Below are 26,173 nucleotides of genomic sequence, written 5' to 3' on the forward strand. Positions count from 1 at the left end.
TACACACAACTCATTCGTCAAGTTCTCGTGCGTACCTGAGTCCGGCGGCGAAATCCATCACGCGCTGCAGACCTTGCCAGATGGTCTTGACTCCGGGTTCGCCATCGCCTTTGCGCGCCAGGAAGCCACCCAGCATGGCGACCAGACGCACGGCCTCATTCAGTCGCGGTGACGTCTTGGGTGGTTTCTTTTTGTTCAGAATGTATGCCGCGCGCCATTCATCGCGCTCGAACAGCAGTTGCGCGTCAAGGTCCGGGCAGGTTCGACCCAGTCGCATCAGCCGGGCGATACGCCACGCGACCACCATGTACAGCGCCAGGGCGCGCTCAAGCCGCGCCTTCGATGTGAGCTGCAACGCCTCGACCCGACAGCCGTTCTTGAGTACGTGAAAGAATAGTTCCACCTCCCAGCGCGCCCGGTACCAGTCAATCAGCTGCGCCGCCGCATCAAGGTCGTTCGCATCGCGGTTACTCAGCAGCCGCCATTCGAGCGGCTTGACGCCTGCCGGCGGGTCGAGTTCCCGGGCGACGATACACGTGACGTTCACCACGTCGCCTGCAGCATCAGGCAGCGCGACACGCTGCGCCCACACCTGCTGGCGGACCGTACGCGCCGGCTGAGCCTGACGGGCCGCCAGCGTAAAGTGAATTGTGCCCAAGGGCTTGGCCGCCGTAACCTTGTTCCACAGTTTGCCGCCTTCGGGCAGGGTGCGATTGTGTTGCGAGCGCAGCAGCCAGTCGGCCGGGTTGTCCAACTCGCGTGCCTTGAGCATCAACGCCATGATGTCCGACTCCCGGTCAGCCACATAGACGAGCCGCGTGGCAGGCAGTGCCGCAGCCTGTTCGGCAACCCGCTCATATCCTTCGACCCAGCGAATGCTTTCCTTGAGGCCCGCACGCACACCATCCGCGCCTTTGGGTTCGCGTGCCCACATGAAGGCGTCAAGCACGCCCAGCGGCTCGCGCGATGGCGTGACCGCGTAAGTCGGGTGCAGATACATCCCGCGCTGGGCCTCATACGACAGCGGCCCCAGACCCGTAATCGTCTGGCCGTTAAAGTCCAGCTCCGTTGTGTCCTGGATGCATAGCACCACTTCGCAAGCTCGCATCCGCTCGACCGAGCTTTGCCAGTGGGGCGCCAGAATATCGCGCCAGTCCAGTTCATCCTGGGCCAGAAACCGGTACGCCCCGGCCGTCTCCGCCCAGCCGCCGCATGCGTTAGGTATGCTTGCCGTCGGCTTCTGCGCGAGCCGCTCCGCCAGCAGCACGGCGCGCGCGTTCAGACGCTGATCACCCAGGTCGATGTCCTTGAATTCTGCCGCTGCCCAGCTCGCTGCCTCTTGCTTCATGCGCCGCCCAAAATGCGACAGTAAACGACACTCCGAAGCAGTTTACAACCCACCCCGCTATGTCATTGACCGTAAACGACTTTCTCGGCGCCTACAGACTTATGTGTAATGGGATGCATATAGACCGCGTGGAGCGAGCTCTGGTGTTGTACATGGTCGTGGCATGGCGGATTGCCCGGCTGATGCGTCTGGGCAGAACCTGCCCTGACCTGCACGCGTCACTATTCTTCGACGCCGATGAGATACGTGGCGCGTATCTACTCGCGAAGAAGGCTCACCCAAAGAAACCAGCCACGCTCAATCAGGTGATTCGCCTGATCGCTTCACTGGGCGGTTTCCTCGGCCGCAAGAGCGATGGCGAACCCGGCGCCAAAACCATCTGGATCGGCTTGCAGCGAACCATGGATGCCGCGTTCATGATTCAGGCCCTCCGGGCGGAGAGCGCATGACTTCCGTATAACCGCATGGGTATAGGGTGCGCTGTTACTCGCGTATCGCTGCATCCCCACTAGCGGTTTATCGGCATTCGGGTCTGCCTCACAGAGCGATGAGACTATATAAAGTAATGACTTGTTGTAGATCGGTGGCACTTCCCAATAGGAGCCTTCGGTCTTGCTGTCGAGCCCGAAGACACGCAGCTTGCTCACACGCCGGTAGAGTGCTGGCAATCCGGCATTCATCCGTTCGAATGTGATCGCCGCTGCGAGCAGGACCACTTCCATCTGCAGGGTGGAGGATGCCGCAAGTTGTGCGTCGAGCGCCTCTATGAATCTCTGCACGTAGATCGCTCCGGCACTGTGGCCAATGAGCGTGACGCGAAGCGTCGGGTTTTCCTGCCATGCTTCGCAGAGATGGTTCAGGAATGTGGTACCACCAGCCGTGGCGTCATTCGAGAAAGAGTTTTCAATAAATCGCTTCATCTCCTCCAGATTGGTGCGCCAAGCTCATCCGCAACTCCCGCAGCTATCAAGAGCTCTTCGACGACTGTCGTATATACGCCGTGACCGTGTCCTGAATTCAGCCGTCGGATAATTCTTGCAAGAGGATTTTGGAGCCCGCGAAGACGCTTCACGGGAAATAGTGGCCGCTTGCGCGGAACTGATTTCCCCGCCGCCGTCAACCATTGTGCGAATTGATCCAGTTCGCTACTTGAGCAGGCGAGTTGCGCGCGAGTGCGCTTGTCCCATGCCATATCAAAAGGCTTTGAAAATGCAGCCAACTCCTTCAGGGTCATCGCCGGCGGTTTGCGGACTTTCGTCGAAGGCCGACGACTCATGAGTGATCGATCAGTGTCGAGCGCAACGGTGAGCTTCCGAGCTACGGCTCTTACTGTGAGATTAACGGCGCTCACGAAGCCAGGATCGTCGCTGTAGTGCTCGAGTTTCGCTGCCACCGTGGTAATGAGATCGGAATGCCAGATGAAGAAGAAGGGATATGCGCCGCCGCTCGTGTAGTTTCGGAGCAACTCATCGGCAGTCTTGAGGCCGTCGGCTTCCGATACCAGACCGCCGTGGAAAAATACGCACAGGTGCTGGGATGGGCCGTGTTCTTTGAGATTTGCGAAGGCTCTGCGGATATCCGCGGCTGTCGTCTTTTCGAACTTGCCTTCTTTCAAATCGATGTCGTGAAGCGAATCAATCGATATTGCGGGATTCTTCATTTCGTTTCTCCGCATTGACTCAAGACGCTCAGGTGACGAATCCGGGTAGCGAGGTAGTTTTCGTATCTTTCGCGCGCGGATATTTCCGGGAGCTATTGGACGCCTGGCAACATTATGGCGCTTGGTTAGTTGTGGAATAGACGATTTCACAGGTATAGATACACACGTATTTATACCTCTAACTATGGCACAATCCGATGAAAGGGAGGCTGCACCCGCGGGTTACGCGCCAGCGTGACCCGCCCACCCGGGACGGTCCGGCCTCAACGCAACGTCACCTGGGAGAGTTCGCTTCACGATGGCTGATGCATTTGAACTGGTCGCGCTGGCATTGCCTGGCGACACCGCCCCCGAGTCGCTGCCCGCGACTGTCCGGCAGTTCGTCGCCGATTGCTGGCCCGGCATGAGCCGCGGCCAGCTCGTCGCTCGCGCGCGGCGCCACGCGCTGCGGCCATCGTTGCGCGCCGTGCGTTTGTGTGGCGCGAGCGCGCCGGGCGAGGTTGGCCTGTTTGCCCTGACGCTGACCGCGGGCGCGCAGGTCGTGTCGCTGATCGCCCATCTGCGCCGGGTGGCGCAGCGCCGCGCGTCGGCGCGCAGTCGCAAGGCGGCCAACGCGGCGCGGCCGCCCGCGCGCGATCCGCGCCAGGCGTCGCTGTTCTAGGAGGCGAACATGGGGCGTCCGCGCATCGAGTGGAATGACGCACAGCTGCGCGCGATCATGGGCGCGCTTGCCGCGCTCGACCGGGATTTCCCGCTGGACAATGCGCGTTTTCTGGACGGGCTGGTCGCCGCGGTGCGTGCGATCACGGGCCGCGTGTATGGCGCGATAACCTACGGCCGGCTGCTGCGGGATGTCGCACCGCAGTCGGGCGTTACCCGGCGGCCGAGCACGCCAACCATCCAGGCGGCGGTGCTGCGCGCACAGGCCCTCGAGCACGGCGCGGTCGAGGCAGCGGCTGAAGCAACGGCGCTGGTTCCGGTTGCGTCACGTTTCGCGTCGATGGGTGGAAGCACGATGCGCCCTGCGGCAGCACAGGGCGGGGCAGGCGAAGGCGCCAGCTATCCCGTTGCCCTCGGCGCCGATGCACTGCGCGGGGCGCTGGCGCCGCTGGTGCGCGAGCTGCTGCGCGAGAGCATTGCGCCTGTGCATGCGCTGCTCGTCCAACCGGGGAAGTCCGCTGTTGCTGGCGACGGGGACGGGCGCCAGCTGCAGCTGACGACGGCGGCGCTCGAGGATGCTTATGCGCGGATCCGCCAGCTGGAAAAGGAAATGGGGGAGCTACGCCGCGAACTCGGCGCCGCGCAGGCCGCGCGCGATCTCGCGGGTAAACACGTCAATGCCATGCTCGCGGACCTGCGCGAGGCGATCGCGGCGTCGGGTCGGGATGCGGAGTCGCTCGCCCGGGCGGCCGGGCAGCTCACCAGGACCGAGCGACTCCTCAAGACGCAGAACGACGCCTTACGGCTGCAGGTGTCTGCCGAAGCGGAAGCGCTGCGCGCGCAGAACCGGCAGTTGCGCGAGCGGATCGACCACCTCATTGTCGACAACGACCAGTACCGGCGCGCGATCGCCAGTCGTGGGGCGGAGCGTAGCTGATGTCCCAGCCATTCGTTGTTGCCGAACGGTTCGCGGGAACGCTGTCGCGCGACGTGTTGCGGGAAGCAGACTGCGTGAAGGACGTGCTTCCGGCGAGGCAAGCGCTTCCGCGGTGGCGCGAAACAAGGGGCGGTCTGGCCGCGCTGTGCTTAGAACCCGACCCCGACGCCGACGCCCACCCCACCGCCGAGGCTGCCGCCTCCCACACCCACGCCGATGCTGGGGCCCGGCGCGTAATAGCCTGGGCCGTACGCTGGATCGCTGTAACCGTACGGCGGAGCAGCCACGCATCCCGTGACGGCAGTTGCTAGTGCCAGGATGCCGAAAAGTCTGAGCATGATCGTCTCCCGGGCGCAAATTGCGTCAGTCGGGCTTCCAGCGTACACCTCAAGAACGCGGTGTGCCGCATGGCGCTCGGGCGCCCTCGCAAGCAAAAGCGCGTCCGGCTGGGGCGATCGGCCAATTTTTTCCGTCCGAGAGGACGGCTGGCGAACGAGAGGCAATCGGCGTTAATGGAGTCGGGATTGTGCACGCCCGAACCCTCGGGGGCGCGGATGCTGCGCTGTCACCCACGCGCGACGTGCTCGCAGGGTTGCCCGTGCGGAATGTGAGCGCAAAAAGAAAGGACAAAAAATGACCCTGGGATTTCCCCGAAGAAGGCCCCGCCTTTCCGACCGAACTTATCGACCGCATGATCGAGGGCCATGTTGTGTTCCTTTGCGGCGCTGGCGTCAGCGCGCCGCAAATGCCGACGTTCGGAAGGCTGGTCGATTGTGTGTATAAAAGAATCGGTGTTGAACGAACGGCAGCCGAAGCGCTTGCGATAAATAACTGGCGATACGAGGAGGCACTGGGCGCCGTCTCGCGTCGGCTGGCCAATCCTGCATGGATCTTTAGTGAAGTCACCAGTATTCTCACCCGGGATACCGTCGATCTAGGCCATCACAAGACGCTGCTACGGCTGTCGCGCGCTCGCGATAACCGGTTACTGCTTGTCACCACCAACTTCGAGTGTCTATTCGAACGTGCGGTCGACGAGAATGAGGGCCGTGGGCGAGGAAAGGCCTTAAGCCTAGCAGGACAGGCGTTACCACCCCCTGGCTCCGAAGCGTGTCATGGCATCATCCATCTGCATGGCCGGACCCACGATGCGACGGCCGGGTTAGATGCAACACCGCTAGTGCTGACAAGCGCTGAATATGGTGACGCCTATATGCGGTCAGGCTGGGCCTCGCGATTCCTCTTCGATCTCGTGCGGTGCGAGACGCTTGTCCTGGTCGGATACAGTGCGAACGACGCCCCCGTCCGCTATTTTCTGAATCTGCTAGAGGGCGACCGGGATCGCTTCGAGGATCTGCGGACTGTCTACGCGCTCGATTCACATGACACCGACGCCATCGAGACCGAAGCGCGCTGGGCAACGATTGCGGTTACGCCGCTACCGTACCGTAAAGGCAGGCGTCGGGGCGTCGCTGCCGCCCCCACCGCCGCACGCCACCAGCACATAGCTGCTTGCCGCCTCCGTCAGGCACTCCACCGAAAGCGACATACGCTTCGGCAAGCGGAGTGGCCGCAGTGCAAGTAACGACAGTCGCTAAACTACTTTTGTCTGCTGGTCGCATCGACCGATACCCGACGACTCGACAATTTGCCAGGCAAACAAGCCCGGCACGAAAATCAGCAGATCGCGAATCCGTCGCGCGCCCGCGAGCGCGAGGCAGGTTGAATGGTCGAGACCGAGCGCGCTGCCAATCAGAATGAAGCCGCCCTCCTGAACCCCCAGGCCACCGGGCACAAAAAAGGCTGCACTACTGACCGCCTGAATCAGCGACTCGATCACGACCGCCTCGGCGAAGCTCACCTGCACACCGAGAAAGTAAAGCGCGAACCAGATCTCCAGCGCGGTCAGCACGCACTGCAGCGGTTGCCAGAAAAACAGATAGCGTAGCACCACGCCACGCCGGCGCCAGATCAGTTTGATCGACTGATCGATCTGTGCGGATTGACCAACGAGAGAGGCCAGCTTGCCGCTGGTCGCATGGTTGAGCATGCGGGTGAGGCGTTCAAACGGGCTAGCGTGCTGTACCAGCGAAAACAACACGAGCAGCGGTGTGAGCGCGACGATGCCCCATGCCAGACCGGCGGCGAGGCGCAGCGTGCCGGACGCCGCATGGGCGAACAGGAAGCCAATGCCGACCATCGTGAACATTAACTGGCTGATCAGCGTGAGCTGCATATCGACGACGAGACTCGCCGCTGCGGTCGAGCCGCGCAAGCCGCGCCGCCGCATCATGCGGAACGACACCACCTCACCGCCGATGCGCGCGACCGGCAGCATGCTGTTGACCGATTCGCGGATCCAGACGAGCTGCAGCATCCCCGTGAGGCCTGGCCGGTTCGCGCCGCGTATCAAGCTTTGCCAGTCGCGCGCGTTGGCGAGCATCGGCAGGACATGGGCCAGCCCCGCCAGCACCAGTCCGGCGCCTGCGGCACGCATTAGTCCGAGCACGGTACGCGGGTTGTCGTGTACGACCAGCCAGAGCGACGCAATCAACCCGGCCAGCGCGGCGATACGACCCAGATGCTTCATCATGCCGCCACCGTCGTCCACTGCTCGTCCCGCGTCGCGGCCGTGGTGAAAACGCTGTGCTGTAGCAGGCCCGCTGCTGCGAACCCGCGCAACCTTCCACGTAAATCTGCATTACCAGGGTGGCCTTGTGGATCCACTCCGTGAAGCTGCAACACATTCCTGGCCAGATCCGGTCCAACAGTTGCCATATTCATAAAGAAGGCTCCTTTGCCGTGGACGTCACGACCTGTCGACTTTGAGATGAATCTCTTGCCGCTCAGCGGTCGCTCACTACATCAAAACCATCAGTGACACGCCTCCCAGTTCCGAATTGGTCCGCTGATGTTCGGGACACGTGCCAGATTATGTTGGCTGTCGTCCCGGCTTTACCTGTTCGTCACGTACCGGATGTAGCATGCCGTTTCCGTCGACGCGGAAAGTAAAGCCGCGCCAGGTGACCTGCGTCGAAATGTGGCTCGCGACGAAAACAAGAAACAATGCAATGTCCCATAGTGGCAACAACCAAAGCCCCCGATGGACGTGGCTCAACGCCTGGTCCGCCCGGAACTTTAACCATACGCGCGTCAGGAGCGCGAGCGCAGCAAGTGACCATGACCAGGTTGCCGCGCCCGACATTACGACGGCCAGGATGGCAAACGCGAACGGATGCATCAGCGCAGAGCCGAAATGGCCTGCCGGGTCGATGGAGCGGATCGTGCGGCTCCAGCGCAATTCGTGCGAGATCAGTCTCCTGGCACTCGTTTCTACGCAGGCATGGGAAATGGAGAACGGTGGAATCGCAACGCTCTCACCGGTCATACGCACCGCCTGGCCAATCGCGTGGTCCTCGGCAAGGTGATGGGCAAACTGCTCGAAACCGCCGATCTTTTCCAGCGTAGCGCGCCGCATTGCAATCGTCGGTCCCATACAGGGTTTTGCCAGACCTAGTGTCAAGCCGGTTACTACGCCGGGAAAAAAATGATAGTTGATCGCATTGGCAGCCAGATGCGGCCACAGTCCGGGGGCTGGTTTCCCGCGATAGATACACGTTACGAGGCCCACGCCCGGTTTTTGCAATTCGCCGACGATGGTGCGCAAATAGTCCGTGCTCACACTCACATCGCTGTCTGCAAAGACCAACACATCATGCGACGCCTGCGGCAGCATGTTCACGATGTTGCTGATCTTCCTGTTCGGTCCGTACAGGCGAGCATCCGCGACCACGGTGATCTGCGCCAGAGGGTAGAGCGAGCGCAACGCGTCAACCGATTTCAGCGCTGGGTCTGCCGCATCATGCACGCCGAACAGATACTGCACTTCCCCTGGGTAATCCTGCTGGCAGAAGCTCGACAGGTTGCTGAGCAGATCCCGCTCGTCACCGTGCAGCGGCTTGACGACCGTGACAGGCGGATAGCTGAAGGCCTCGGAAGTCGGCCTCGCGAAGAATCGCGCGATCAATGCGCTGGCCAGAAGCGTGTAAACGATGCCGAGTGCGGCGGCCGTTCCGCACACCGCCGCCAACCAGACGCGAAGCATATGCACTGCGCGCAGAGGTCCTTGCAGATCGATGAGTCCGATCACGAGAAGCAGGAGAGTCGGGCAGACAAGCCACGCCAAACGCTTCATGCGTCTCCCCTCTGCGCTGCACGGCAGGAGCGGCGCACGGCCCTCATGCTTCGTGTGCGCGCAGGAAACGGAAGAACTCCACGCCTTCGCGCAGCCGCCGCTTCATCATATCCCAGCTCGTCAGCATCTCGCGCACGATCTCCCAGATCTTCGACGGACGGAAATAGAAGCGCTTGTAGAAGCTCTCGACGTGGTGATAAATCTCCGCACGCGAGAGGTGCGGATAACCGATCGCCGCCAGTTGCACGCCTTCCTTGCTGACGAGATTGATCACCTTGTTCTCCTCGAGCCAGCCGTTTTCCACCGCCTGGTTATAGAGCGTGGTGCCCGGATACGGCGCGGCGAGCGACACCTGGATCGTATGCGGGTTGATCTCTTTCGCATACTCGATCGTCTTCTGGATCGTGTCCTGCGTCTCGCCGGGCAGGCCAAGAATGAAGGTGCCGTGTATCTTGATACCGAGCTTGTGGCAGTCTTCGCTGAAACGGCGCGCGATGTCGGTGCGCAGGCCCTTCTTGATGTTCAGCAGGATCTGGTCGTCGCCGGATTCGTAGCCTACCAGCAGCAAACGCAGGCCGTTTTCCTTCATGATCTTCAGCGTCGCGTACGGCACGTTCGCCTTTGCGTTGCACGACCAGGTCACACCCAGCCTGCCGAGGCCGCGGGCGATTTCCTCGACGCGCGGCTTGAAGTCGGTGAAGGTGTCGTCGTCGAACATGATCTCCCTGACTTCAGGCATGTTGTCGCGAATCCACTTCACTTCTTCCAGCACGTTTTCGACCGAGCGCGTGCGGTAGCGATGGCCACCAACCGTTTGCGGCCACAGGCAGAACGTGCATTTCGAGCGGCAGCCGCGGCCCGTGTAAATCGACACATACGGGTGCTTCAGATAGCCGATGAAGTAGTTGTCGATCTTCAGGTCGCGCTTGTAGACCGGTGTGACGAACGGCAGCTCGTCCATGTTCTCCAGGATCGGGCGTGCCTCATTGTGCTCGATCGAGCCATCGGCCGCGCGATAGCTGAGGCCCTTGATCTGCGCGAACGGCAGCCCTTCGGCGATTTCCTTGCAGGTGAAGTCGAATTCTTCACGGCAGACGAAGTTGATCGCCTCGCTGGCGGTCAGCGAATTGTGCGGATCGACCGCGACCTTCGCACCGACCATGCCGATCAGCACGGAAGGCTTGCGCTTCTTCAAGTCTTCGGCGAACAGTGCGTCGGTGGGAAAGGACGGCGTGCTGGTGTGGATGATCACCAGATCGTATTGCTGCGCGATCTCGAGTGATACGTCGACGGACAGGCCGTCGGCAGGGGCGTCGAGTACACGGCTATCGGGGATGAGTGCGGCGGGCTGCGCGAGCCACGTCGGATACCAGAACGAGCGGATCTCTCGCTTGGCCTGATAGCGCGAACCCGCACCACCATCAAACCCGTCGTACGACGGCGCCTGCAAGAACAGGGTTTTCATGAGTGCTCCAGGAGCGTGAAGCCAGACAGGCGCAGAGTAGAATCCACGGCGCCGGAAATGTGACGATCAGAAAGGCGAAGCCCCACGGATTCAACGAACGTATGGTTCGCAGCCAGCGGGTTTCGCGTTGCCCAATCGTAATGAAGGTCGGATAAAAAAGGGGCTTTCGACATCTCGGAGGTTTATATCAGGCAGAGATTTCAATCGCATTTCATTTGCACCGCTGATCCTGACATAGATTGTTCACCAATTCGTAATAAAATATGGTGACTGTTCCGACAGCAAATGTTCCCGGCGCTGGGACTCAGGATTGGGGTGATCGCACTTCTCGTGTAGAAAACGGCCGTCACGGGACGTGGGCCCCTAGGATACAGAGACACCTAGCAGATGTCCGACACCGAAGGTGAAAGCAGCGGCCGCAAGACCGATGATGACCTGGCGAATCGCCGAGAAGCTTGCGCTACGGCCATTGAAAAGCGACGTGAAAACGCCGATCGCAGCCAGCGCAAGGATGCTAAGCGCGATGCACTGTGTGATAGCTGGGAAACCGGATGTCCACAGGAACGGCATGGCAGGAAAAATGGCACCCGTGGCAAACAGGAAAAACGAAACGGCAGCTGCCGACCACGGATTCCCACCAAGCTCCGCGGGATCCAGGCCAAGTTCCTCGCGGGTGAGCACGTCGAGTGCCTTGTCTGTCGCGCATGAGTTGCGAAGCGACCCGTTTCGCCTCATCGCTGTCGAGTCCTCTCGCATAAATATTGCCAATGCTGGTTAAGAAGCTGTTTGTTGCAGAATGCTGTATGGGCGGTTCAGGCAATTCGGGCGCTTGCGGACAGAATTGCGGGTATCGATCATGAACTCATGCTTTAACGCATGAGACTGGTTTACGATCTTGAACTCCACCGGGGCCGCCTGAACCTGCGCCGGCTGTGTCATGCCATATGTTCGAGCACATATTGGTTGCTTTGATATCCCCTGCTGGTCAGCTCTATTGCGGATGTCCTTTCCGAATCACGCAGCAGCAGCAGCGATCGTAGGTGAGGTAAGTTTTCCATCTTGCCGTGGTCTGGCTCTGACTCAACAATACCGTATGACCCGAAGACAGCGCAGATCGCTGCGCGGGTTTTATCGTCAGCGACATTTTCCCATCGTGACCGTCAGAAAGCCTAACCGTAACTGGAGCAGGCCCGCCCGCGATAGCAATTGTTGGTGCAAGGCCCGAGACTAGCGATAGAGACGCAAAGGTTCTACAACGCATTCAAAAAACCATCGTTCGCCCTTCCTGAAGGATGTCATGGGCTAAACGCGGAAGCTCCGGTTGCCCGAATCAACATCAGAGGAATCTCTCCTCCGGCGTTCGCACGTAGATGAATGGCAGTTCTTGAATACCATTTCATGAGGATAATGCGTATGTCTTAAGGGAAGAAGAGAAACTGAACGGGTTGCGGGGCGTTGAGGATCTCGATCCGCGGGAGACAGTGGCGTCGCCCGCTTCACCCTCAAACAGGGACACTACATTGTGTTTTGCAATGGACCCGGACTTTTCAAGCATGTCATCCGGGAAGTAGCCCGACATGACGCACAACAGCCGTCGAGATGGCGCGTCGGCAGATAGCGCCGTCCGCCACTGGCCGGCAGTGCGTCACGCGAAGCGTGCACGAAGTCTGGGATGTTGTTGCACCCGTTAAGTTAAGCGCATCTTAAGCTTCCCGGCCTGATACTGGAAAAGTCGCTGCCAACAGATGTCCTGCCTGAGATAGCCAATACACTAAGACGATCAACTATCAGCGGTATGCTTTGCGGAGGAAGCGTGAAGTCCGTACGGTCACAGCTACTAGCCGGGTTGCTTGTTGGACTGGGGGTGGTGAGCATCGTCGCGGGATATGGGATTTTCCGTAGCGCGTTGGAAGAAGCGAACGAACTGTTTGACTACGAACTTCGCTCCGTCGCCGTGTCGTTGCCGCAGTCACTATCTTATGCGAGCATCGCGAACGCGGAACCCCACGATATTGACCGGATTGGGGATGACCGTGTTGCAATTCAGGTATGGGATGGTGACGGCAAACTGGCTTACTACTCGCATTTGGGCTCACCACTTCCGCGCCGAGGAACTGGTTTCCATGATATCGAAGTGGCAGAGCGTCACTTCCGGGTTTTTGGTGTCGAACAGGCTTCGCGGTTTGTTCAGGTGGGACAACCAGTTTCGGTGCGCGATGAGCTCGCGTCGCAGGTGGCGTCCAGAACGCTCTGGCCGTTACTTGGAATAGTCCCACTCGAGATCGCTCTGGTATTGCTCGTAGTGAGGCGGGCGTTACGACCCATACAGCGGCTATCGACGTCTCTCGCAGCACGCTCCCCGGAGACGTTGACTCCCGTCGACCTGGCCGATGATATTCCGACGGAAATAGCTCCATTGGTGAACGCACTGAACGACCTTTTGACCCGACTGGCCAAGGCAGTCCACGCGCAACGCGTGTTCATCGCTGATGCTGCCCACGAACTGCGAACGCGTTTAACGGCACTGAAGCTCCAGATTCAGGTTGCACGTATTGAATCTGGCTCGCTCTTTCAGAAGCCGGAGGATCGGACAAACCGCGCCATTCACCTCGTTCAACAGTTGCTGTCGCTTGCCCGGGAAGACGCAGACACAAGTGACGGAAAGCCTCCTGCGAACCTAGCCAAGCTTGCATCTCAGGTTGTTGCTGACCTGTCTGTACTCGCTGAAGAGAAGGGAGCCGATCTGGGTCTTGAGCGCGTACGAATTGAAGCCGGGTCTGATTCCCTTTACGTCGCGGGAGACGAGACATCTTTGGGATCAATGCTGGCGAACCTGGTTGACAACGCTATCCGGTACACGCCACATGGGGGCATGGGTAGACGTCCGACTGGTTATCGCACACGACACGGTGGACGTTGAGGTCATCGACACAGGTCCAGGGATACCGGCCATGGAGCTTCACCGTGTTCCCGACCGGTTTTTTCGTGCCGGGAATACCTCGGGGACAGGGAGTGGACTTGGGCTTGCGATTGCGATTGTGATTGCGGCCAAGGTAGCAACGAAATGTCGTGCTGAATTGCTGATCCGTAACAGGCAGGACAGGACCGGCTTGAGCGTAGCGGTTATCGGCCTGAAACTGGTTGGCAACGTCAATGGGGGCGTTGCAAAAAAAAATGGCACGTGAGATGTAGCACTGACCGGCGGGCATCAGCTTGGTCTATCGCTTTTTGTGAATCGGCATCAATCCTGTCCACGCGGGTGGTTGTTGTGAAGTTGCACCTTGCCGCGGCATAGCTGTCTGTCCCGGCAATATCAGCAACGACCGCCTATTTGGGGCCCGGACCGTGTCCGGGCTCGCTTTTTTGCTTTGCGGCCATGGTTCCGTGCAAGCGAATTTGTGATCGAATCGCCGATTACGGCGAACGTGAAGGCTGACAGGAGTCGGGCCATTCTGGAGCCGGCGCTTGAGATTTCGGAGTGAAGAACGGATGCCGCAGCAATTCGTCCTTACGAATGGTTCGTGCCACTATGAAAGTCTCGTTTCGATGGCAATCCAGGTAGCCTCATGGAGCCCATCCCGTGCCCGATTACCCCGAATCGTGAGAGGGGTATGAACGAGGCTACTGCAACTGGCTATGAGAACAATTGAGGAAATGACTGTGGTCAGCCTGAACAGGTTTCTTGACGAAAAGAATCTCCATCTGTTCTTTGAGGTGAGCCTGTGGTCTAAAGCTGTCTTCGCACTTTCGGAAATCGTCGCCGGCGTTGCCACATACTATGTTCCGCTGCGATTTTTTTTAACCGTCGTGCTGTGGGTTACCAGGAAGGAATTCGTCGAAGATCCTCACGATCTCGTCGCCAACTTTCTCCTCCATACCGTCCAGCATCTGTCCATCGGTGTCCAGAAATTCGCTGCAATCTACCTGGTCGGGCACGGCATGATAAAGCTCTGGCTGATCGTCGGCCTCTTGCGACAGAGGCTTTGGTATTACCCCGTCTCGATTATCGTCTTCGGCCTGTTAATCTCGTATCAGGTCTACCGATACACATTCACGCAATCGGTGTGGTTGCTGCTCGTAACCGCTCTGGACATCGTCATTATCGCGCTCACATGGCACGAGTACCGGTACCTTCGAAACAGGCAGCGAGCAGCCATTGCGAGTTCCTGAGTGCGCCGCGTTCCGCCGACTGCTTTGCCGGCAGTGTTTGCCTTGAGGGCCGCACCCACGACTCAACCTCGCTCGCTCGTTGGCATCTTCCGTTCGACGCGCCTGGGCAAAGGCAGTATCCGGGGAAGAATGTTTTCCGACTTGAGTACCCGGTGCGCTAGCGCCCCCAACACGTGCAACCCGACCAGTGCAGCCAGCCCATAGGCCGTCACCGAATGCAGTTCGCCCAACCAATGCGACAATTCGCGGCTTTTCGGTACCAGCGTTGGGAGCGAGAAGAGCCCGAAGCAACTGGCCACGTGTCCGGCCGCGTTGGTCTTCACCCAACCAAGCAGCGGAATGGCGAGCATCAATACATAGAGGAAGTGATGGACGGTCTTCTCGACGAGGTAAGCCGGCGTACCGGCCCGGTTGGTCGAGGGCGGCAGCCGACGCCGCACGCGCAACCGGTTCGCGACACGGACCGACACCAGCCCGAGGATGATGATGCCGAGCGACTTGTGCAGGGCAAGCAGATTCTCGTTGTCGTCGAGCATCCAACCGATGATCAGATTGCCAATCAGCGCGACGGCCAGCAGCCAGTGCAGCAGGCTGATCGAGATAGGGTAGCGGGACACGTGTTTCATGGTACGGGATTCCTGTTCAACGCGTTTCAGGTCTGTCAGCTCAGCAGGTCGTGATAATGCTTCCTCGTACCGTTAATCCGGTGCAATGCCCGCTTGGCGGCGTTCATGTCGTCCGCCTGGATTGCACGGTCCACCTCGGTCAATTCCTGCTGCAGCGCCTGCATGCCTTCGTCGTAGGTGGATTGGTCGCCGCGATAAGGCTGACGGCTTACGCGCTGCGCGTCGCTCTCGAGCCTGGCCACGTAGCCGCGCAGCTCGGGCATCGTGGTACTGGACATCGCGCCCTGCATGGCCAGCTTCATGTCCTTCATCAGTGTCTTGATCTCGCCCGCATGGGCCAGCGGCGCGACGACAAGCAGCGAGACGCACAGTAACGTGCGGAAATGGGGGTGGAACGGCAGCGGCGCCATGGGCATTGATCCTGTAAGGACAGTTAGTGCCCGCGAGAATAGGCAGGTCAGGTTAACGGAATCTTAACGACCACCCATGCCGGCGGACGGGCTTGATACACGTCTGCTTAAACGGGTATCGTTGCCGCCAGGGACGCTTTGCCGGAACGAACAGGAGCACGACAACGATGCGCGTATTACTCGTCGAGGACGACAGACTGATTGGCAGCGGCGTGGAAGACGGCCTGATCGAGGCGGGCATGACGGTCGACTGGGCGTGCGACGGCAAGCAGGCACAACTGGCGCTGGAAACCACGCCATACGACCTGGTCGTACTCGATCTTGGGCTGCCCCGCATGTCGGGGACCGAACTACTCGACTGGATTCGCAAGCGCCGTGACCATACTCCCGTGCTTGTCATGACCGCGCGCGACACCGTCGCCGACCGGGTGAGCGGTCTGAGCGCCGGCGCTGATGACTATCTCGGCAAGCCGTTCGACCTGACGGAACTGGTCGCGCGCTGTCGCGCGCTCGTGAGGCGCTCGCAGGGCCGAAGCACCGACACGATTGAATACGGCGACATGCTGGTTGATCCCGGGCGCCTGACGGTCATGCGCGGAAGCGAGCGCATCGCGCTCAGCTCGCGCGAGTGTGCATTGCTGGTCGAGCTACTGGCGAATCAGGGCCGTCCTCTTTCCCGCGCGCGTCTCCAGGACAGCCTTTACGGCTGGAACGAGGAGATCGAAAGCAATGCGATCGAGGTGCATATCTCGAACCTGCGCAAGAAGTTGGGCGCCCATCTGATCCGTACGATCCGCGGCGTCGGGTATGTGGTGGAGAAGGCAACGTGATGCGGTCGATCCGGCGACGGCTGACCTTGCTGGTATTGTCTGGCATCGTGCTGGTGTGGTTGTACTCGTTATATTCGAGCTATCACCAGGCAATCCATGAAGTCGAGGAATGGGACGAAACACGTATCGAACAGGTCGCCCGTGCGCTACTCGTGCTCGACGCGCGCGATCTGCCGGCTTTTGCAGGCGCGAGCCTCACGCCTCGCGACGACGACGGAGACAACGATGCGTCAACGCGGCTGCTGTACGAGGTGACTGCTGCAGACGGACGGGTACTGGCCGCCAGCCCCGGCTTGTCCTCGCTCGGCCTGCCGGCACGTCCGGCCCACGCATCCGGCCTGCTGCGGATAGACGATGCGAAGTGGCGCGTCTACGTGCTTGGCGATGCTGCACGCGACCGTACCGTGCGAATCTTCGAGCAGCGCACGCATCGCTCAGAGCTATCCTCGATGGTCGCGCAGCGCATCGCCCGCCCACTTGCGTTCGTGTTGCCCGTGCTGGCCATGCTGGTCTGGTTTGCGATCGGCAGGAGCCTGACACCCTTGCGCACGCTGTCGGAGGCGATCGAGGCACGATCCCCCGACAGTCTCGATGCCATCGCGGTCAAGGGCGTTCCCGATGAGGTCTTTCCGCTCGTCGCTGCGCTCAATACGCTGTTGCAACGTCTGCGCCGGTCGCTCGATCGCGAGCGCGCGTTTACCGGCGACGCGGCGCACGAACTCAAGACCCCGCTCGCCGCGATCAAGGTCCAGGCACAAGTCGCGCTCACCGCGTGTGATCCGGAACGTCAGCGTCGCGCCATGCAGCGCGTGGTGGAAGCCGTGGACCGAAGCACGCACCTGGCCGACCAGTTGCTCGCGCTGGCGCGGCTTGAGGAAAGCACGCCGCTTCCCAGTGCGGGGGTCGATCTCGCGGACATGGCCAAAGCATGCATCGTCGACCAGCATGCCCATGCGGACCACAAGCAGATGTCGCTGACGCTGCGGGCCGATGGAGCGACCACCGTGTGTGCGCCGCCCGCGCTGGTGCGGATACTGCTCGACAATCTCGTCGACAATGCAATCAAATACGGGCGCGTGCAGGGGCGCATAGAAATCGCGACCTGGCGCGACGCCGACACGATATTTTTAGAGGTGCGAGACGATGGCCCGGGTGTCGCGGAGGAGAACCTGTCACGCCTGCACGACCGTTTCTTTCGTGGCGCGAACCACGTCGAGAAAGGAAGCGGGTTGGGCCTGTCGATCGTTGCCCGCATCGTGGCCCAATTGCGCGGGAAGCTGGAGTACACGGCGGGAATAGATGGGGGCTTCGGTGTGCGCGTCGGGTTGCCTTTGCGTATGCGCTAGTCGACGGGAGGCAGGATGAGAATGGCACCCGACGGCGCATAACATTATAATCAGTCATCCTACGCATGTTACATAAGCCTAAATACCCATACATCGGGACGATCAGCGTTGACTCACCGGGAGAAACGATATTCCGGGTGCGCCTGCCACTCAATCTCGGTCAGGCGGCAGCGGACTGAATACGCGGCGCCATTCGGTGACCGGCCGTCTCAGCATGCAAAGGGCAGGCCTGCTTCCCTGCGAACATGATCCCGTGCGGAGACATTGCCGTTTGCCGCATCCCAGAGAACACGCCATTCATAGGTACGGTTCGAAAGCCAGTTGTCGATCCGTTCGCTCGCCGCTTCTTCGCCGGGTTCGCCAAGACCGTCCGCGAGCTGCTCGCTCCACAGCATCATTGCGAAGGTGATGACCTTGTCGGCATCCTCTTCGGTTGCCTGACAGCCCAACCGTTCCATCACGCAATGCGTCATGGGCCAGACGCCTGTATCAGTCACCCGCAGTTCTCCATGTCGAGCAGGCGCGGCGCGTTGCGCATCCGCGTGATCGACAAAACCCGCGTCACGCGCCATTGCGTCGAGTCCGTCCCCATCGGATCTGGCCTGGTATTCGCCAACTATGACTCCAGAAATCGTGTTTTCGATTCGGAAGGTTTTCATGGTCTTTCTCTGGCCTGGATTCGCGGAACCGTACGCACGGTGCGTCCGTGGAGGAAATAATACTTGCAGCACGCGCAGCGTCAATGATCCGCACGACGCGGCGCTTCAAGCCAGTCTGTACGGGGCGCGGACAGGTGTTGCACGCATTGAGCGGCCGCACGATCTGTGCGAATCTATGATGTGGGCACTAGTCCGCTGAACCGGATGAATTGCACCGGATGCGTCGAGTTGGATCGGAATACTTCCATTTCAACGGGGCGGCCTGCTTGTTGTATTGGCGGATATAGCGCATGAGTTTTTTGTCGAGATCTTTGGTGCTGGTGAATACGCCGCGCGTGATGACGTCGCGCTGGATGCGGGCAAACCAGTTCTCGACCTGGTTCAGCCATGACGAATACGTGGGGGTGTAATGGATCGAGACGTTCGTATGGTCAGCCAGAAAGGTTTGGACGGCGTCGGTCTTGTGGCTGCTCACGTTGTCGCAGATCACGTGAATCTCCTTTCCGGCGGGCTGCGCCGATACCACTTCGGTAAGGAACGCGACGAACTGGGCACTGGTATGGCGTGGCGCAGTCTTGCCCAGCACTTCGCCGGTGGCGACATTCAACGCTGCAAACAGGCTCAGGGTACCGTTGCGTCTGTATTCGAAGCCGTGACTTTCGGCGCGCCCGGGCGAGAGCGGCAACATCCGGTCTTTGCGATCGAGCGCCTGAATGGCCGTTTTCTCGTCCACACAGAACACCGCCGCATGCAACGGCGGGTTCAGATACAGGCCGATCACATCGGCAGCCTTGTCCTCAAAGTCGGGATCGTTCGACACCATGTGGGTATCGAGACGATGCGGCCGAACGTCGTGCTTGCGCCAGATACGTTGAACCGTCATGAAGGGCACGCCCAACTGCGCGGCCAGTTTGCGGCTGCTCCAATGCGTCGAGCCGTCGGCCGGTTTGCGCCTGAGCGTGTAGTCGAGCACTCTCGCTTCAAGACGCGCCAGGTCACAGCGCGCCGCACGACCTGGGTGCCTGCCATACAGGCCCGCCAGACGTTCACTGGCGAAGCGCGTTTGCCAGGTGGTGATGAAACGCGAATCGCATCGCAATTCGTTCATGATCGCCCCGCGCGAGGCCCCTTTGTCGAGCAGCAGGATCAACCGCGCTCGCCTTACTTGGCCAACGGCCATCGTTCGGCTGCGCTGCATCGACAACAGTTCTTCGCGCTCGGCTTCACTCAGATTCATTTTGCCCATGCACCTTTAGATCAGTGCAATTTCATTGGTTCAATGGACTAGGGTCCGCGTTCAGGTCACTCGGCAGGGGAGACGGCCATGTCCCTCGATCCAACCGCTCATCCGGGATTGACCGCCTTCGTTTTCGCGGGCGGCGGCAGCCTCGGCGCAATTGAAGTCGGCATGCTGCGCGAGCTTCTTCACCAGGGCGAACGGCCCGGTTGCGTGGTCGGCGCGTCCGCTGGCGCGATCAACGCCGCGTATTTCGCCGGACAACCTGATGGCGGCGGGGTAGCGATGCTCGAATCCTTATGGCGCAGCATCCGGCGGCAGGACATCATGCCGTTCTCGATGGTTGGACTGCTCAGGATGATCCTGCAAAACCGCACGCACCTCGTCGAAGCGACGGCGCTGCGGATGCTGTTGGAAAAGCATTTGCGGTACAAACAGATCGAGAAGGCGGCGCTGCCGCTGCACATCGTTGCGACCGACATGCTCAGCGGCAACGAAATCGTATTTTCATCGGGCCCGGTCGTGGACGCGGTGCTCGCCAGTGCGGCGATTCCAGGCGTGTTTCCGCCGATACGAATTGACGGCCAGCTTCTGGTCGATGGCGGCGTCGCCAACAACACGCCCGTCTCAGTGGCCGTGGCGCTGGGCGCCACGCGCATCATCGTGTTGCCCGCCGGCTTTGCCTGTGGGTTGCACAAGCCGCCCGGGAGCGCAATCGGGCAGGCGATGCATGCGTTGACGCTTGTGATCGCGCGGCAGCTCGTGCGCGACCTCGAGTTCTATTCGACCCGCGCAGCGATCTACGTCGTGCCGCCGCTGTGTCCGCTCGACGTCTCGCCGTACGACTACACACAGTGTGATCGCCTGATCGAGCGTGCGGCGGAGAAGACGCGGGCGTGGGTAGGCGAGGGCGGTCTTCAACGCACGTTCATTCCGGGTGCGCTGCGGGAGCACACGCACACGGCAGCGCATCCGACCTGCGACGCCAATGCCTAGGTGATGATCCTCGGCGGCGTGGCGCGCGGCGCCTGCAATCGCGCGACACCTATTGTTCAAACAGACCCCATGCGAACCAGACAGCTATGCGACCATCTTGTCATCAGCGCGTGTTCATTGTTCTGTGGCTGATTTTGGGCTTATGCGCTTGCGGGCGCGCAGTTGGGTCAAGAACAACAGATGTAGCACGATCCACGCCTACAAACCTGCCCGCGCCCGCTCTACGCGCAACGCAGATACGCGTGCCTCCACCGCCGACGGGCTGGTCATCCTGGAACAGCCTCGGTGAAGGCGTGAACCATGACGTCATCAAGGACGAAGCCGACGGGTTGGCGGCGCTGAACACTCACATCACTTCGGGAGCCCGATACGAGTACGTGAACATCGACGAAGGCTGGTGGCGCTCAGGGCAGAGAGATGAAAGCGGCAATTTCATCGTCGACACGACGCAATGGCCCGGCGGAATGCAGGCCATTGCCCGTTATATCCATGGCAAGCTCCTGAAGGCGGGCATTTATATCGATGCGGGTCCGCGAGGCTGCGGCAAGCGAGCTGATGGTACGCATTTCGTTGGAAGCGACTTCGCGCACTACGACCACGATTTTCTGCAATTTGCGGAATGGGGATTTGATTTCGTCAAGGTCGACTTTTGCGGGGGCGCGGCAGAACACTACGATCCGCAGACAACCTACCGTTCCATCGCGCAGGCCATCCGTCGGGCCTATTCGCAGACTGGCCAGGTGATGACGTTCAGCCTGTGCGACGGGGGCACGATCCCCACCGACAAATCGTTTCCCGACTACGGCGAAGGGCCGTGGGTGTGGGGTGCCGGGGTGGGCACGATGTGGCGAACCACTCGCGACATCACACCGAACTTCGACAGCGTCATCTATAACCTGGCCGGCAACTATCACCCGGAAGGTCAGCATACCGGCTACTACAACGACCCCGACATGATGGTCGCCGCAATGGGGATGTCCGCCGTTCACGATCAGGCGCACGTCAGCCTCTGGGCGATTGCAGGCGCGCCGATGATTCTCGGCAACGATCTGGCGAAGCCGCTCGCCGCCGACACGGCAAGCCTGCTGACGAATCCCGAGGTGCTTGCGATCGATCAGGATGGATTGGGCCTGCAAGGGCTGCTGGTGGCACAGTCCGGCGGCCTGCAGGTCTGGGCGAAGCTGCTGGCCGGGGCGGGACAGAGAGCGGTCGTCCTCTTCAACAACTCGGCGACGGATGCGCCGATGGCGGTCACATGGGACGCACTCGGCTTCGTTCCGTCATCGCAGGCGACGGTGCGCGACGTCTGGGCCCGGAAAGACCTTGGTCGATTCACTGCGTCCTATACGGCGCCGGCCGTGCCCGCCGGAGGCGTGACGATGCTCACGGTGAGCGGCGCCGATACAGTGCCGGTAGCGTGGCAACCGGGCCCGCTGGCCGGGACGGCCGCTTATTCGCGTTGTCCAGCCTGCCCGGGCGGCGAGAAAGTAACGCGGCTCGGTACGGCGTATTTCCGCGGGAGCGCGCCTACCGCGCGCGGGCGCTTCGTCGAAATCGGCTATGTCAACGACGGGGCACAGACCGCCTACGCGCAACTCGCCATGAATGGCAAACGGCCGACCACGCTCGCTTTCCCTCCGACTGGCGGCGACGGACGGGTGGGCGCCGTTACCGTCTATGTGCCACTTCGGGCAGGGTCCAACATGCTTGCGTTGTCGAATGCGGACCCGTCGATACCCGCGCCCGACATCGGGTACGTGATCACAGTTGGCGGGCCGGTGCCGGTCGCGTCAGCTATCTCGACAGCGGATTGAGGGGTGACCGACCTTCTGGTGCAAAACATGTCGGTAGCAGGGCGCCGAGCCGCCTGCGTCGTCTTTGCAAATATGAGAGTCGCGACAAATCGAGCGATTTCCAGGTGATTGACAGGGCGGACTTTTTCGATCCTATCCGCCAAGACTTACACTGACATGGCCGTCCCCGTCTCTGCAGTAACAGGCTGGACGGACCGCACCGGTAATACCGGTGGCGGGGGCTTGCAATGGCCCCGATCTGCTAGACTAATTCCAGGCGGCTCAGGGCTATGAGCTGGTGGTTTCCGCGTCGACGCCTCTCCGCGCTCGGTCGACGAAGGTTGCTCCGGCTAATCAATGCCCTGAGCTTGAGCGCCCGCTTCCACGCTACTTGCACCTGCGAAAGGTGCATACGAATCTCCATTGATGCACGAAAGGCATTTCACCTGGTTCAAGGCAGCACCATCAGCCTTACGGCGGGACAGGTTCTGCATTTCTCTGGTCGACGTTCGAATTGTCCTTCTACCAGCTTCACCGCCGTAAGGGGGTATCCGTTCGATCATCTTTCCATGCTTGCCCGCGTAATCCGCCAGCAAGTGAGAGGGTAGATCAAAAGGTTCTACATCAGGCGTGAGCTGACGGGCAGGTCATCGGCCTCAGCGGACGTTGAACGAACGACGCGCAGTGGCCGTTCAACGATGCAGAACAGTCATTGGTCACATAGTCAGATCGAACGGGAACTACCTTCCTGGTCAGTGGGTGCAATAGGCCCTGAACAGACCTTCAGATTTACCCAAAGCGGCCGTTCGACGCTAGAGCTCCAGGTTCGATCGGATTAGTTGTTACCGGCTGAGTCCTTTCCACGAGCGTCGTCATTTCCATTCTGTTGTCCGCCTCCGCGCGATCGCGCCGCGATCCCTCCCTGGGTGGTTGGACCCAGGGTGGAGTCCTCGATGACCTGAGAGGGTGCAACATTGCCCCTTGCTCCCGGCGCGAACGCGAGAATGCGCAGGTTCGGCGCGGCAACCAGGAGCCGCCCGTCCGAGGAGACGGCGATCGTGTTTCCCGGCAAGCCAGAGGCAGTGAGTCCCGTGGCTGGACCACTGATTGTCCGTACCGGCCGCACATCGCCGTGGGCCTTCGCGGCGAAAACGCTCACCTGGCTCTGCGCCAGGTCCATGGTCGCGTTGAAGACGAATAATTCGTCCGTATCCGGATCGACAGCGAGCGTCATCGTGTTCCTGGCAAAGAGTCCGCCCGCCGGCAGCAGGCCGGTTTTGCTACCCGTGAGGCTGCGCAGCAGCGGCGGCGCGGTCAGGCTCCGGCTCGTGCCAAGCGTGTCGATCAACGCCGTCCCCCGGGCGTCGTACCCCGCGATCAGCAGATTGTCGTCGCTGTCGATCGCAATGCTCACGTACTGCACGACATTCGGATCGGTGATGTGAACCGGACTGGTTACGGGCCCGGAGCTGTTCTTGGGAACAACGTATACACCTGCCTCGGAGGGGCGAACGCTCAGGACGAAGTCATTGAGGTGGGAATCCACCGCGATGCTGAGCAGGTCATTGGTCGTCGTCAGCATGAACGAGCGGCTGGGCGCCTCATTGCCCTCAGCCTTGCGCGGGAAGATGTCGACGGTGCTGCTGGTGAGAAACTGCGCGACGTGAAAGGCGTTCTTTCTGTCTATCACCGTCGCGCCAGCCGTCATGAGGGTAGTGAGCGGCCCCTGCAGGACCTGGCAGGGCTCAGTCGCTCCGTTGGCGCGCATCGGGTAACCGCGAATCTGATCCCCGAGAACGAGGAAGACGGCGTCATTGGGGCAGGCGGCGTGCGCCAGTTGGACCCCGAACAGCATACTGAAGACGGCGACACATAGCGCGGGTTTCATGACACGCCTCCTTGGTCATATAGTGCGAATGCGCCAATCAAGCATAGACTCCGGGCGGAGGCCGAATGGGGTTCCGCCAGTTCGAACCTGTGTTTTGGCGGGCGATGCGAGGGAATACCCATCGATATCGAACGGTAGTCCGGTGTGCTAACGTGTTATGGACCCATGTCGCATATGGACGACCGGTTTTTTAACAGAGGTTGCCTGATTTCCCACTGCCGAAAGAAGGGGCACGCTGAGCCTCACAAGTGACTGTCAATCCGGGACTACGACAGCGCTGATTGTCGGACGATTTATGTTGCCAGGTCGACCGTCCGGAGTTGGCCGGGAGTACGCGTACACCGACGTCACCGGAAAGTTGTCGGTGAGACTCGAACGTCAGCTCTGTAGGAAGTTCACGGGACTGGTGCTCTCGGCCAACAGTTGCCATTCGCGCAACGCAGAAGGCCGTCGTTCCAATGGCCGCTTCACTTCGGAAACTTCCGGATGCCCGATCGAAGGAAGTCGGCCTCAGCTGACGTTCACGTGTCTTCGTTGGTAAGGCAGCTTTAAGTTGCTCTTTTGTAATTCGGACCGGTGCGACCGTGTATTTCGCGTGTCACTGTCGATAAATGAGTTCTTCTCGACCCCGGAGTGGTCATCGCCTATTCATTTTTTAATGGCTGTTAAAGCGCAACTGAGGGCCCGACAACCGTCGACCGCGTCAGGCGGCAGTCGACCCGTCTGATGCGGTCAAAAACGCGTCGCCCGTTGGGCCTTCCCCTGCATCGTCCGCCAAAACACAGGTTATAGCTGGCGGAGCTTCGTTTGATCTCAGGCGGCCATCTATGCTTGATCGGAGCATTCGCACATTATGACCAAGGAGGCGTGTCATGAAACCGGTGCTATGTGTCGCCATTGTCAGCATGCTTTTCGGGGTCCAAGTGGCGCATGCCGTCTGTCGCAACGACGCCGTCTTTCTCGCTTTCGACGATCAGATTCGGGGTTACTCCGCGCGCGCCAACGGAGCGACCGAGCCCTGCCAGGCGCTGCAGGGGCCGCTCACTACCCTGATGTCGGCTGGGGCGATGGTGATCGACAAAAAGCATTCCTTTCACGTTGCGCAGTTTGGGCAGAGTACGGTCGACATCTTCCCGCGTAAGGCAGAAGGCAATCAGGCACCCGAGCGCTCGTTCATGTTGACGATGACAAATGACCTGCCCGGCGTCGCAGTGGACTCTCGTTTGAACGACTTCGTCCTGAGCGTTCGTCCATCGACTGCGGGCGTCATGGTCGTTCCCGTCAATAGCTCAGGGCCGATACCTAATCCGGTCCGCATTACTGATCCGAATATCACCCATTACCAGAGCATTGCGATCGACGGAGACGACAATCTGCTGATCGCAGGTTATGACATACAGGGAACGGCGGTCATCGACACGTTTGGCACGAGCCGAAGCGTGACCGCGCCACCGCTTCTTCGTAGCCTCACGGGTCCCAAAACCGGCCTGTTTCCGGGCCGCGATGTTTTTTTCTCACAGATCGCCACGTCGATCGCTATCGATCCTCGCACGGACGAATTGTTCGTCTACAACACGACTGCGGATGCGACGCAGACCCAGGTGAGCGTCTTCGCCGCCAAGGCGAATGGCGACGTTCGACCGTTACGGACAATCAGTGGTCCAGCGACGGGAATCATCGGCCAACCTTTGGCGCGGCCGGGTACCAGGATCGCCGTCTCACCGGATGGACGGCTCTTCTTTGCTGATCCGAGTCAACTGCGCATACTCGCGTTCGCACCGGGCGCCAGGGGCAATGTGGCGCCGTCTCAAATCATCGAGGACTCCACGCCCGGTCCGGCCAACTCTGGAGGAGTCGCGTTCCGGTCGGGGCGAGGCGTGCACCGGGATGAAGACGGATGCTCGTTAAAAGGTGACGAAGACGATAGAAACTAATCCCGGCCAAACTCGGACC

21 protein-coding genes and 3 pseudogenes are annotated in these 26,173 nt (G+C 60.4%); 12 read left to right on the forward strand and 12 right to left on the reverse strand.

Annotated features, from left to right (window positions below; translation table 11 throughout):
• Positions 1-10: 10 nt before the first annotated feature.
• Positions 11-1,348 carry an IS4 family transposase gene (locus C2L64_RS46425; RefSeq protein ID WP_103154014.1) on the reverse strand — a complete coding sequence of 446 codons (1,338 nt, stop codon included), beginning with the start codon at positions 1,346-1,348 and terminating at the stop codon, positions 11-13.
• Positions 1,349-1,473: 125 nt separating this feature from the next.
• On the opposite strand from C2L64_RS46425, the pseudogene C2L64_RS46430 reads away from it, so the two are divergent.
• Positions 1,474-1,797: pseudogene (locus C2L64_RS46430) on the forward strand (IS4 family transposase); the annotation flags it as partial.
• A 467-nt stretch (positions 1,798-2,264) separates the two neighbouring features.
• Here C2L64_RS46430 and C2L64_RS55360 read toward each other — a convergent pair.
• Positions 2,265-3,008 (reverse strand): hypothetical protein, encoded by a 744-nt coding sequence (locus C2L64_RS55360; protein WP_244212320.1) that lies wholly within the window; start codon positions 3,006-3,008, stop codon positions 2,265-2,267.
• 298 nt (positions 3,009-3,306) lie between these two features.
• Between C2L64_RS55360 and C2L64_RS46440 the strand changes: the two genes are divergently transcribed.
• The 3 genes from C2L64_RS46440 to C2L64_RS46455 all read left to right on the forward strand — a co-directional run bounded on the left by C2L64_RS46440 (position 3,307) and on the right by C2L64_RS46455 (position 6,190).
• Positions 3,307-3,669: a hypothetical protein gene (locus tag C2L64_RS46440; RefSeq protein WP_103154067.1), complete on the forward strand. Its 363-nt coding sequence runs from the start codon at positions 3,307-3,309 to the stop codon at positions 3,667-3,669.
• Between the two features lie 9 nt (positions 3,670-3,678).
• Positions 3,679-4,605, forward strand: coding sequence for a hypothetical protein (locus tag C2L64_RS46445; RefSeq protein ID WP_103154068.1), 927 nt, complete (start codon positions 3,679-3,681; stop codon positions 4,603-4,605).
• 691 nt (positions 4,606-5,296) lie between these two features.
• Positions 5,297-6,190 carry an SIR2 family protein gene (locus tag C2L64_RS46455; RefSeq protein WP_103154069.1) on the forward strand — a complete coding sequence of 298 codons (894 nt, stop codon included), beginning with the start codon at positions 5,297-5,299 and terminating at the stop codon, positions 6,188-6,190.
• Between the two features lie 9 nt (positions 6,191-6,199).
• On the opposite strand, the gene C2L64_RS46460 is transcribed toward C2L64_RS46455, so the two are convergent.
• From C2L64_RS46460 to C2L64_RS46475, 5 genes and pseudogenes are all read right to left on the reverse strand, one after another.
• Positions 6,200-7,198, reverse strand: a complete 999-nt coding sequence (locus tag C2L64_RS46460) for a lysylphosphatidylglycerol synthase domain-containing protein (protein WP_103154363.1) — start codon at positions 7,196-7,198, stop codon at positions 6,200-6,202.
• Between the two features lie 339 nt (positions 7,199-7,537).
• The gene (hpnI, locus tag C2L64_RS46465) at positions 7,538-8,800 is read right to left on the reverse strand and encodes a bacteriohopanetetrol glucosamine biosynthesis glycosyltransferase HpnI (RefSeq protein WP_103154070.1); all 1,263 of its coding nucleotides are present in this window, start codon (positions 8,798-8,800) and stop codon (positions 7,538-7,540) included.
• 43 nt (positions 8,801-8,843) lie between these two features.
• Positions 8,844-10,265, reverse strand: a complete 1,422-nt coding sequence (hpnJ, locus tag C2L64_RS46470) for a hopanoid biosynthesis associated radical SAM protein HpnJ (protein WP_103154071.1) — start codon at positions 10,263-10,265, stop codon at positions 8,844-8,846.
• A gap of 16 nt (positions 10,266-10,281) precedes the next feature.
• Positions 10,282-10,416, reverse strand: a pseudogene (locus C2L64_RS55370) (bacteriohopanetetrol glucosamine biosynthesis glycosyltransferase HpnI); the annotation flags it as partial.
• Positions 10,417-10,628: 212 nt separating this feature from the next.
• Positions 10,629-11,109, reverse strand: a pseudogene (locus C2L64_RS46475) (VIT1/CCC1 transporter family protein); the annotation flags it as partial.
• A gap of 1,023 nt (positions 11,110-12,132) precedes the next feature.
• Here C2L64_RS46475 and C2L64_RS46480 point away from each other — a divergent pair.
• From C2L64_RS46480 to C2L64_RS46485, 3 genes are all read left to right on the forward strand, one after another.
• Positions 12,133-13,185 carry a histidine kinase dimerization/phospho-acceptor domain-containing protein gene (locus tag C2L64_RS46480; RefSeq protein WP_244212321.1) on the forward strand — a complete coding sequence of 351 codons (1,053 nt, stop codon included), beginning with the start codon at positions 12,133-12,135 and terminating at the stop codon, positions 13,183-13,185.
• Positions 13,130-13,450, forward strand: a complete 321-nt coding sequence (locus C2L64_RS55375) for an ATP-binding protein (protein WP_407671961.1) — start codon at positions 13,130-13,132, stop codon at positions 13,448-13,450. Before C2L64_RS46480 ends, C2L64_RS55375 begins: the two co-directional genes overlap by 56 nt.
• Before the next feature lie 469 nt (positions 13,451-13,919).
• Positions 13,920-14,435, forward strand: coding sequence for a DUF2127 domain-containing protein (locus C2L64_RS46485; protein ID WP_103154364.1), 516 nt, complete (start codon positions 13,920-13,922; stop codon positions 14,433-14,435).
• 62 nt (positions 14,436-14,497) lie between these two features.
• On the opposite strand, the gene C2L64_RS46490 is transcribed toward C2L64_RS46485, so the two are convergent.
• Positions 14,498-15,061 carry a cytochrome b gene (locus C2L64_RS46490; RefSeq protein ID WP_103154072.1) on the reverse strand — a complete coding sequence of 188 codons (564 nt, stop codon included), beginning with the start codon at positions 15,059-15,061 and terminating at the stop codon, positions 14,498-14,500.
• A gap of 35 nt (positions 15,062-15,096) precedes the next feature.
• Positions 15,097-15,471 (reverse strand): cytochrome b562, encoded by a 375-nt coding sequence (locus C2L64_RS46495; RefSeq protein ID WP_103154073.1) that lies wholly within the window; start codon positions 15,469-15,471, stop codon positions 15,097-15,099.
• Positions 15,472-15,638: 167 nt separating this feature from the next.
• On the opposite strand from C2L64_RS46495, the gene C2L64_RS46500 reads away from it, so the two are divergent.
• Positions 15,639-16,301: a response regulator transcription factor gene (locus C2L64_RS46500; protein ID WP_103154074.1), complete on the forward strand. Its 663-nt coding sequence runs from the start codon at positions 15,639-15,641 to the stop codon at positions 16,299-16,301.
• Positions 16,301-17,647, forward strand: coding sequence for an ATP-binding protein (locus tag C2L64_RS46505; protein WP_103154075.1), 1,347 nt, complete (start codon positions 16,301-16,303; stop codon positions 17,645-17,647). The genes C2L64_RS46500 and C2L64_RS46505 overlap by 1 nt, the downstream gene beginning before the upstream one ends.
• Positions 17,648-17,856: 209 nt before the next feature.
• On the opposite strand, the gene C2L64_RS54630 is transcribed toward C2L64_RS46505, so the two are convergent.
• A complete protein-coding gene (locus C2L64_RS54630) occupies positions 17,857-18,390 on the reverse strand; it encodes a hypothetical protein (protein WP_208648333.1) in 534 nt (177 codons plus the stop codon).
• A 103-nt stretch (positions 18,391-18,493) separates the two neighbouring features.
• Complete coding sequence (locus C2L64_RS46515; RefSeq protein ID WP_103154077.1) at positions 18,494-19,552, reverse strand: IS630 family transposase; 1,059 nt, start codon at positions 19,550-19,552, stop codon at positions 18,494-18,496.
• Between the two features lie 78 nt (positions 19,553-19,630).
• On the opposite strand from C2L64_RS46515, the gene C2L64_RS46520 reads away from it, so the two are divergent.
• Positions 19,631-20,539 (forward strand): patatin-like phospholipase family protein, encoded by a 909-nt coding sequence (locus tag C2L64_RS46520; protein ID WP_103154078.1) that lies wholly within the window; start codon positions 19,631-19,633, stop codon positions 20,537-20,539.
• A 242-nt stretch (positions 20,540-20,781) separates the two neighbouring features.
• On the forward strand, positions 20,782-22,353 hold the full coding sequence (locus C2L64_RS46525) for an alpha-galactosidase (protein WP_244212323.1): 1,572 nt from the start codon (positions 20,782-20,784) through the stop codon (positions 22,351-22,353).
• 814 nt (positions 22,354-23,167) lie between these two features.
• Here C2L64_RS46525 and C2L64_RS46530 read toward each other — a convergent pair.
• Positions 23,168-24,220 carry an NHL repeat-containing protein gene (locus C2L64_RS46530; protein ID WP_103154079.1) on the reverse strand — a complete coding sequence of 351 codons (1,053 nt, stop codon included), beginning with the start codon at positions 24,218-24,220 and terminating at the stop codon, positions 23,168-23,170.
• A gap of 872 nt (positions 24,221-25,092) precedes the next feature.
• Here C2L64_RS46530 and C2L64_RS46535 point away from each other — a divergent pair.
• Positions 25,093-26,154: an NHL repeat-containing protein gene (locus C2L64_RS46535; protein WP_103154080.1), complete on the forward strand. Its 1,062-nt coding sequence runs from the start codon at positions 25,093-25,095 to the stop codon at positions 26,152-26,154.
• The last annotated feature ends 19 nt before the right edge of the window (positions 26,155-26,173 follow it).

Source organism: Paraburkholderia hospita, from assembly GCF_002902965.1.
Lineage (GTDB): Bacteria > Pseudomonadota > Gammaproteobacteria > Burkholderiales > Burkholderiaceae > Paraburkholderia > Paraburkholderia hospita.

Excerpts from the sequence above, each read along its gene's own strand:
- C2L64_RS46440 (WP_103154067.1), top strand. The coding sequence starts at position 3,307 with ATGGCTGATGCATTTGAACTGGTCGCGCTGGCATTGCCTGGCGACACC.
- hpnI (WP_103154070.1), bottom strand. The coding sequence starts at position 8,800 with ATGAAGCGTTTGGCGTGGCTTGTCTGCCCGACTCTCCTGCTTCTCGTG.
- C2L64_RS46455 (WP_103154069.1), top strand. The coding sequence starts at position 5,297 with ATGATCGAGGGCCATGTTGTGTTCCTTTGCGGCGCTGGCGTCAGCGCG.
- C2L64_RS46425 (WP_103154014.1), bottom strand. The coding sequence starts at position 1,348 with ATGAAGCAAGAGGCAGCGAGCTGGGCAGCGGCAGAATTCAAGGACATC.
- C2L64_RS46505 (WP_103154075.1), top strand. The coding sequence starts at position 16,301 with ATGCGGTCGATCCGGCGACGGCTGACCTTGCTGGTATTGTCTGGCATC.
- C2L64_RS55375 (WP_407671961.1), top strand. The coding sequence starts at position 13,130 with ATGGGGGCATGGGTAGACGTCCGACTGGTTATCGCACACGACACGGTG.
- C2L64_RS46530 (WP_103154079.1), bottom strand. The coding sequence starts at position 24,220 with ATGAAACCCGCGCTATGTGTCGCCGTCTTCAGTATGCTGTTCGGGGTC.
- C2L64_RS55360 (WP_244212320.1), bottom strand. The coding sequence starts at position 3,008 with ATGAAGAATCCCGCAATATCGATTGATTCGCTTCACGACATCGATTTG.
- C2L64_RS46535 (WP_103154080.1), top strand. The coding sequence starts at position 25,093 with ATGAAACCGGTGCTATGTGTCGCCATTGTCAGCATGCTTTTCGGGGTC.
- C2L64_RS46445 (WP_103154068.1), top strand. The coding sequence starts at position 3,679 with ATGGGGCGTCCGCGCATCGAGTGGAATGACGCACAGCTGCGCGCGATC.
- C2L64_RS46520 (WP_103154078.1), top strand. The coding sequence starts at position 19,631 with ATGTCCCTCGATCCAACCGCTCATCCGGGATTGACCGCCTTCGTTTTC.
- C2L64_RS46460 (WP_103154363.1), bottom strand. The coding sequence starts at position 7,198 with ATGATGAAGCATCTGGGTCGTATCGCCGCGCTGGCCGGGTTGATTGCG.
- C2L64_RS46495 (WP_103154073.1), bottom strand. The coding sequence starts at position 15,471 with ATGGCGCCGCTGCCGTTCCACCCCCATTTCCGCACGTTACTGTGCGTC.
- C2L64_RS46485 (WP_103154364.1), top strand. The coding sequence starts at position 13,920 with ATGACTGTGGTCAGCCTGAACAGGTTTCTTGACGAAAAGAATCTCCAT.
- C2L64_RS46515 (WP_103154077.1), bottom strand. The coding sequence starts at position 19,552 with ATGGGCAAAATGAATCTGAGTGAAGCCGAGCGCGAAGAACTGTTGTCG.
- C2L64_RS46500 (WP_103154074.1), top strand. The coding sequence starts at position 15,639 with ATGCGCGTATTACTCGTCGAGGACGACAGACTGATTGGCAGCGGCGTG.
- C2L64_RS46490 (WP_103154072.1), bottom strand. The coding sequence starts at position 15,061 with ATGAAACACGTGTCCCGCTACCCTATCTCGATCAGCCTGCTGCACTGG.
- hpnJ (WP_103154071.1), bottom strand. The coding sequence starts at position 10,265 with ATGAAAACCCTGTTCTTGCAGGCGCCGTCGTACGACGGGTTTGATGGT.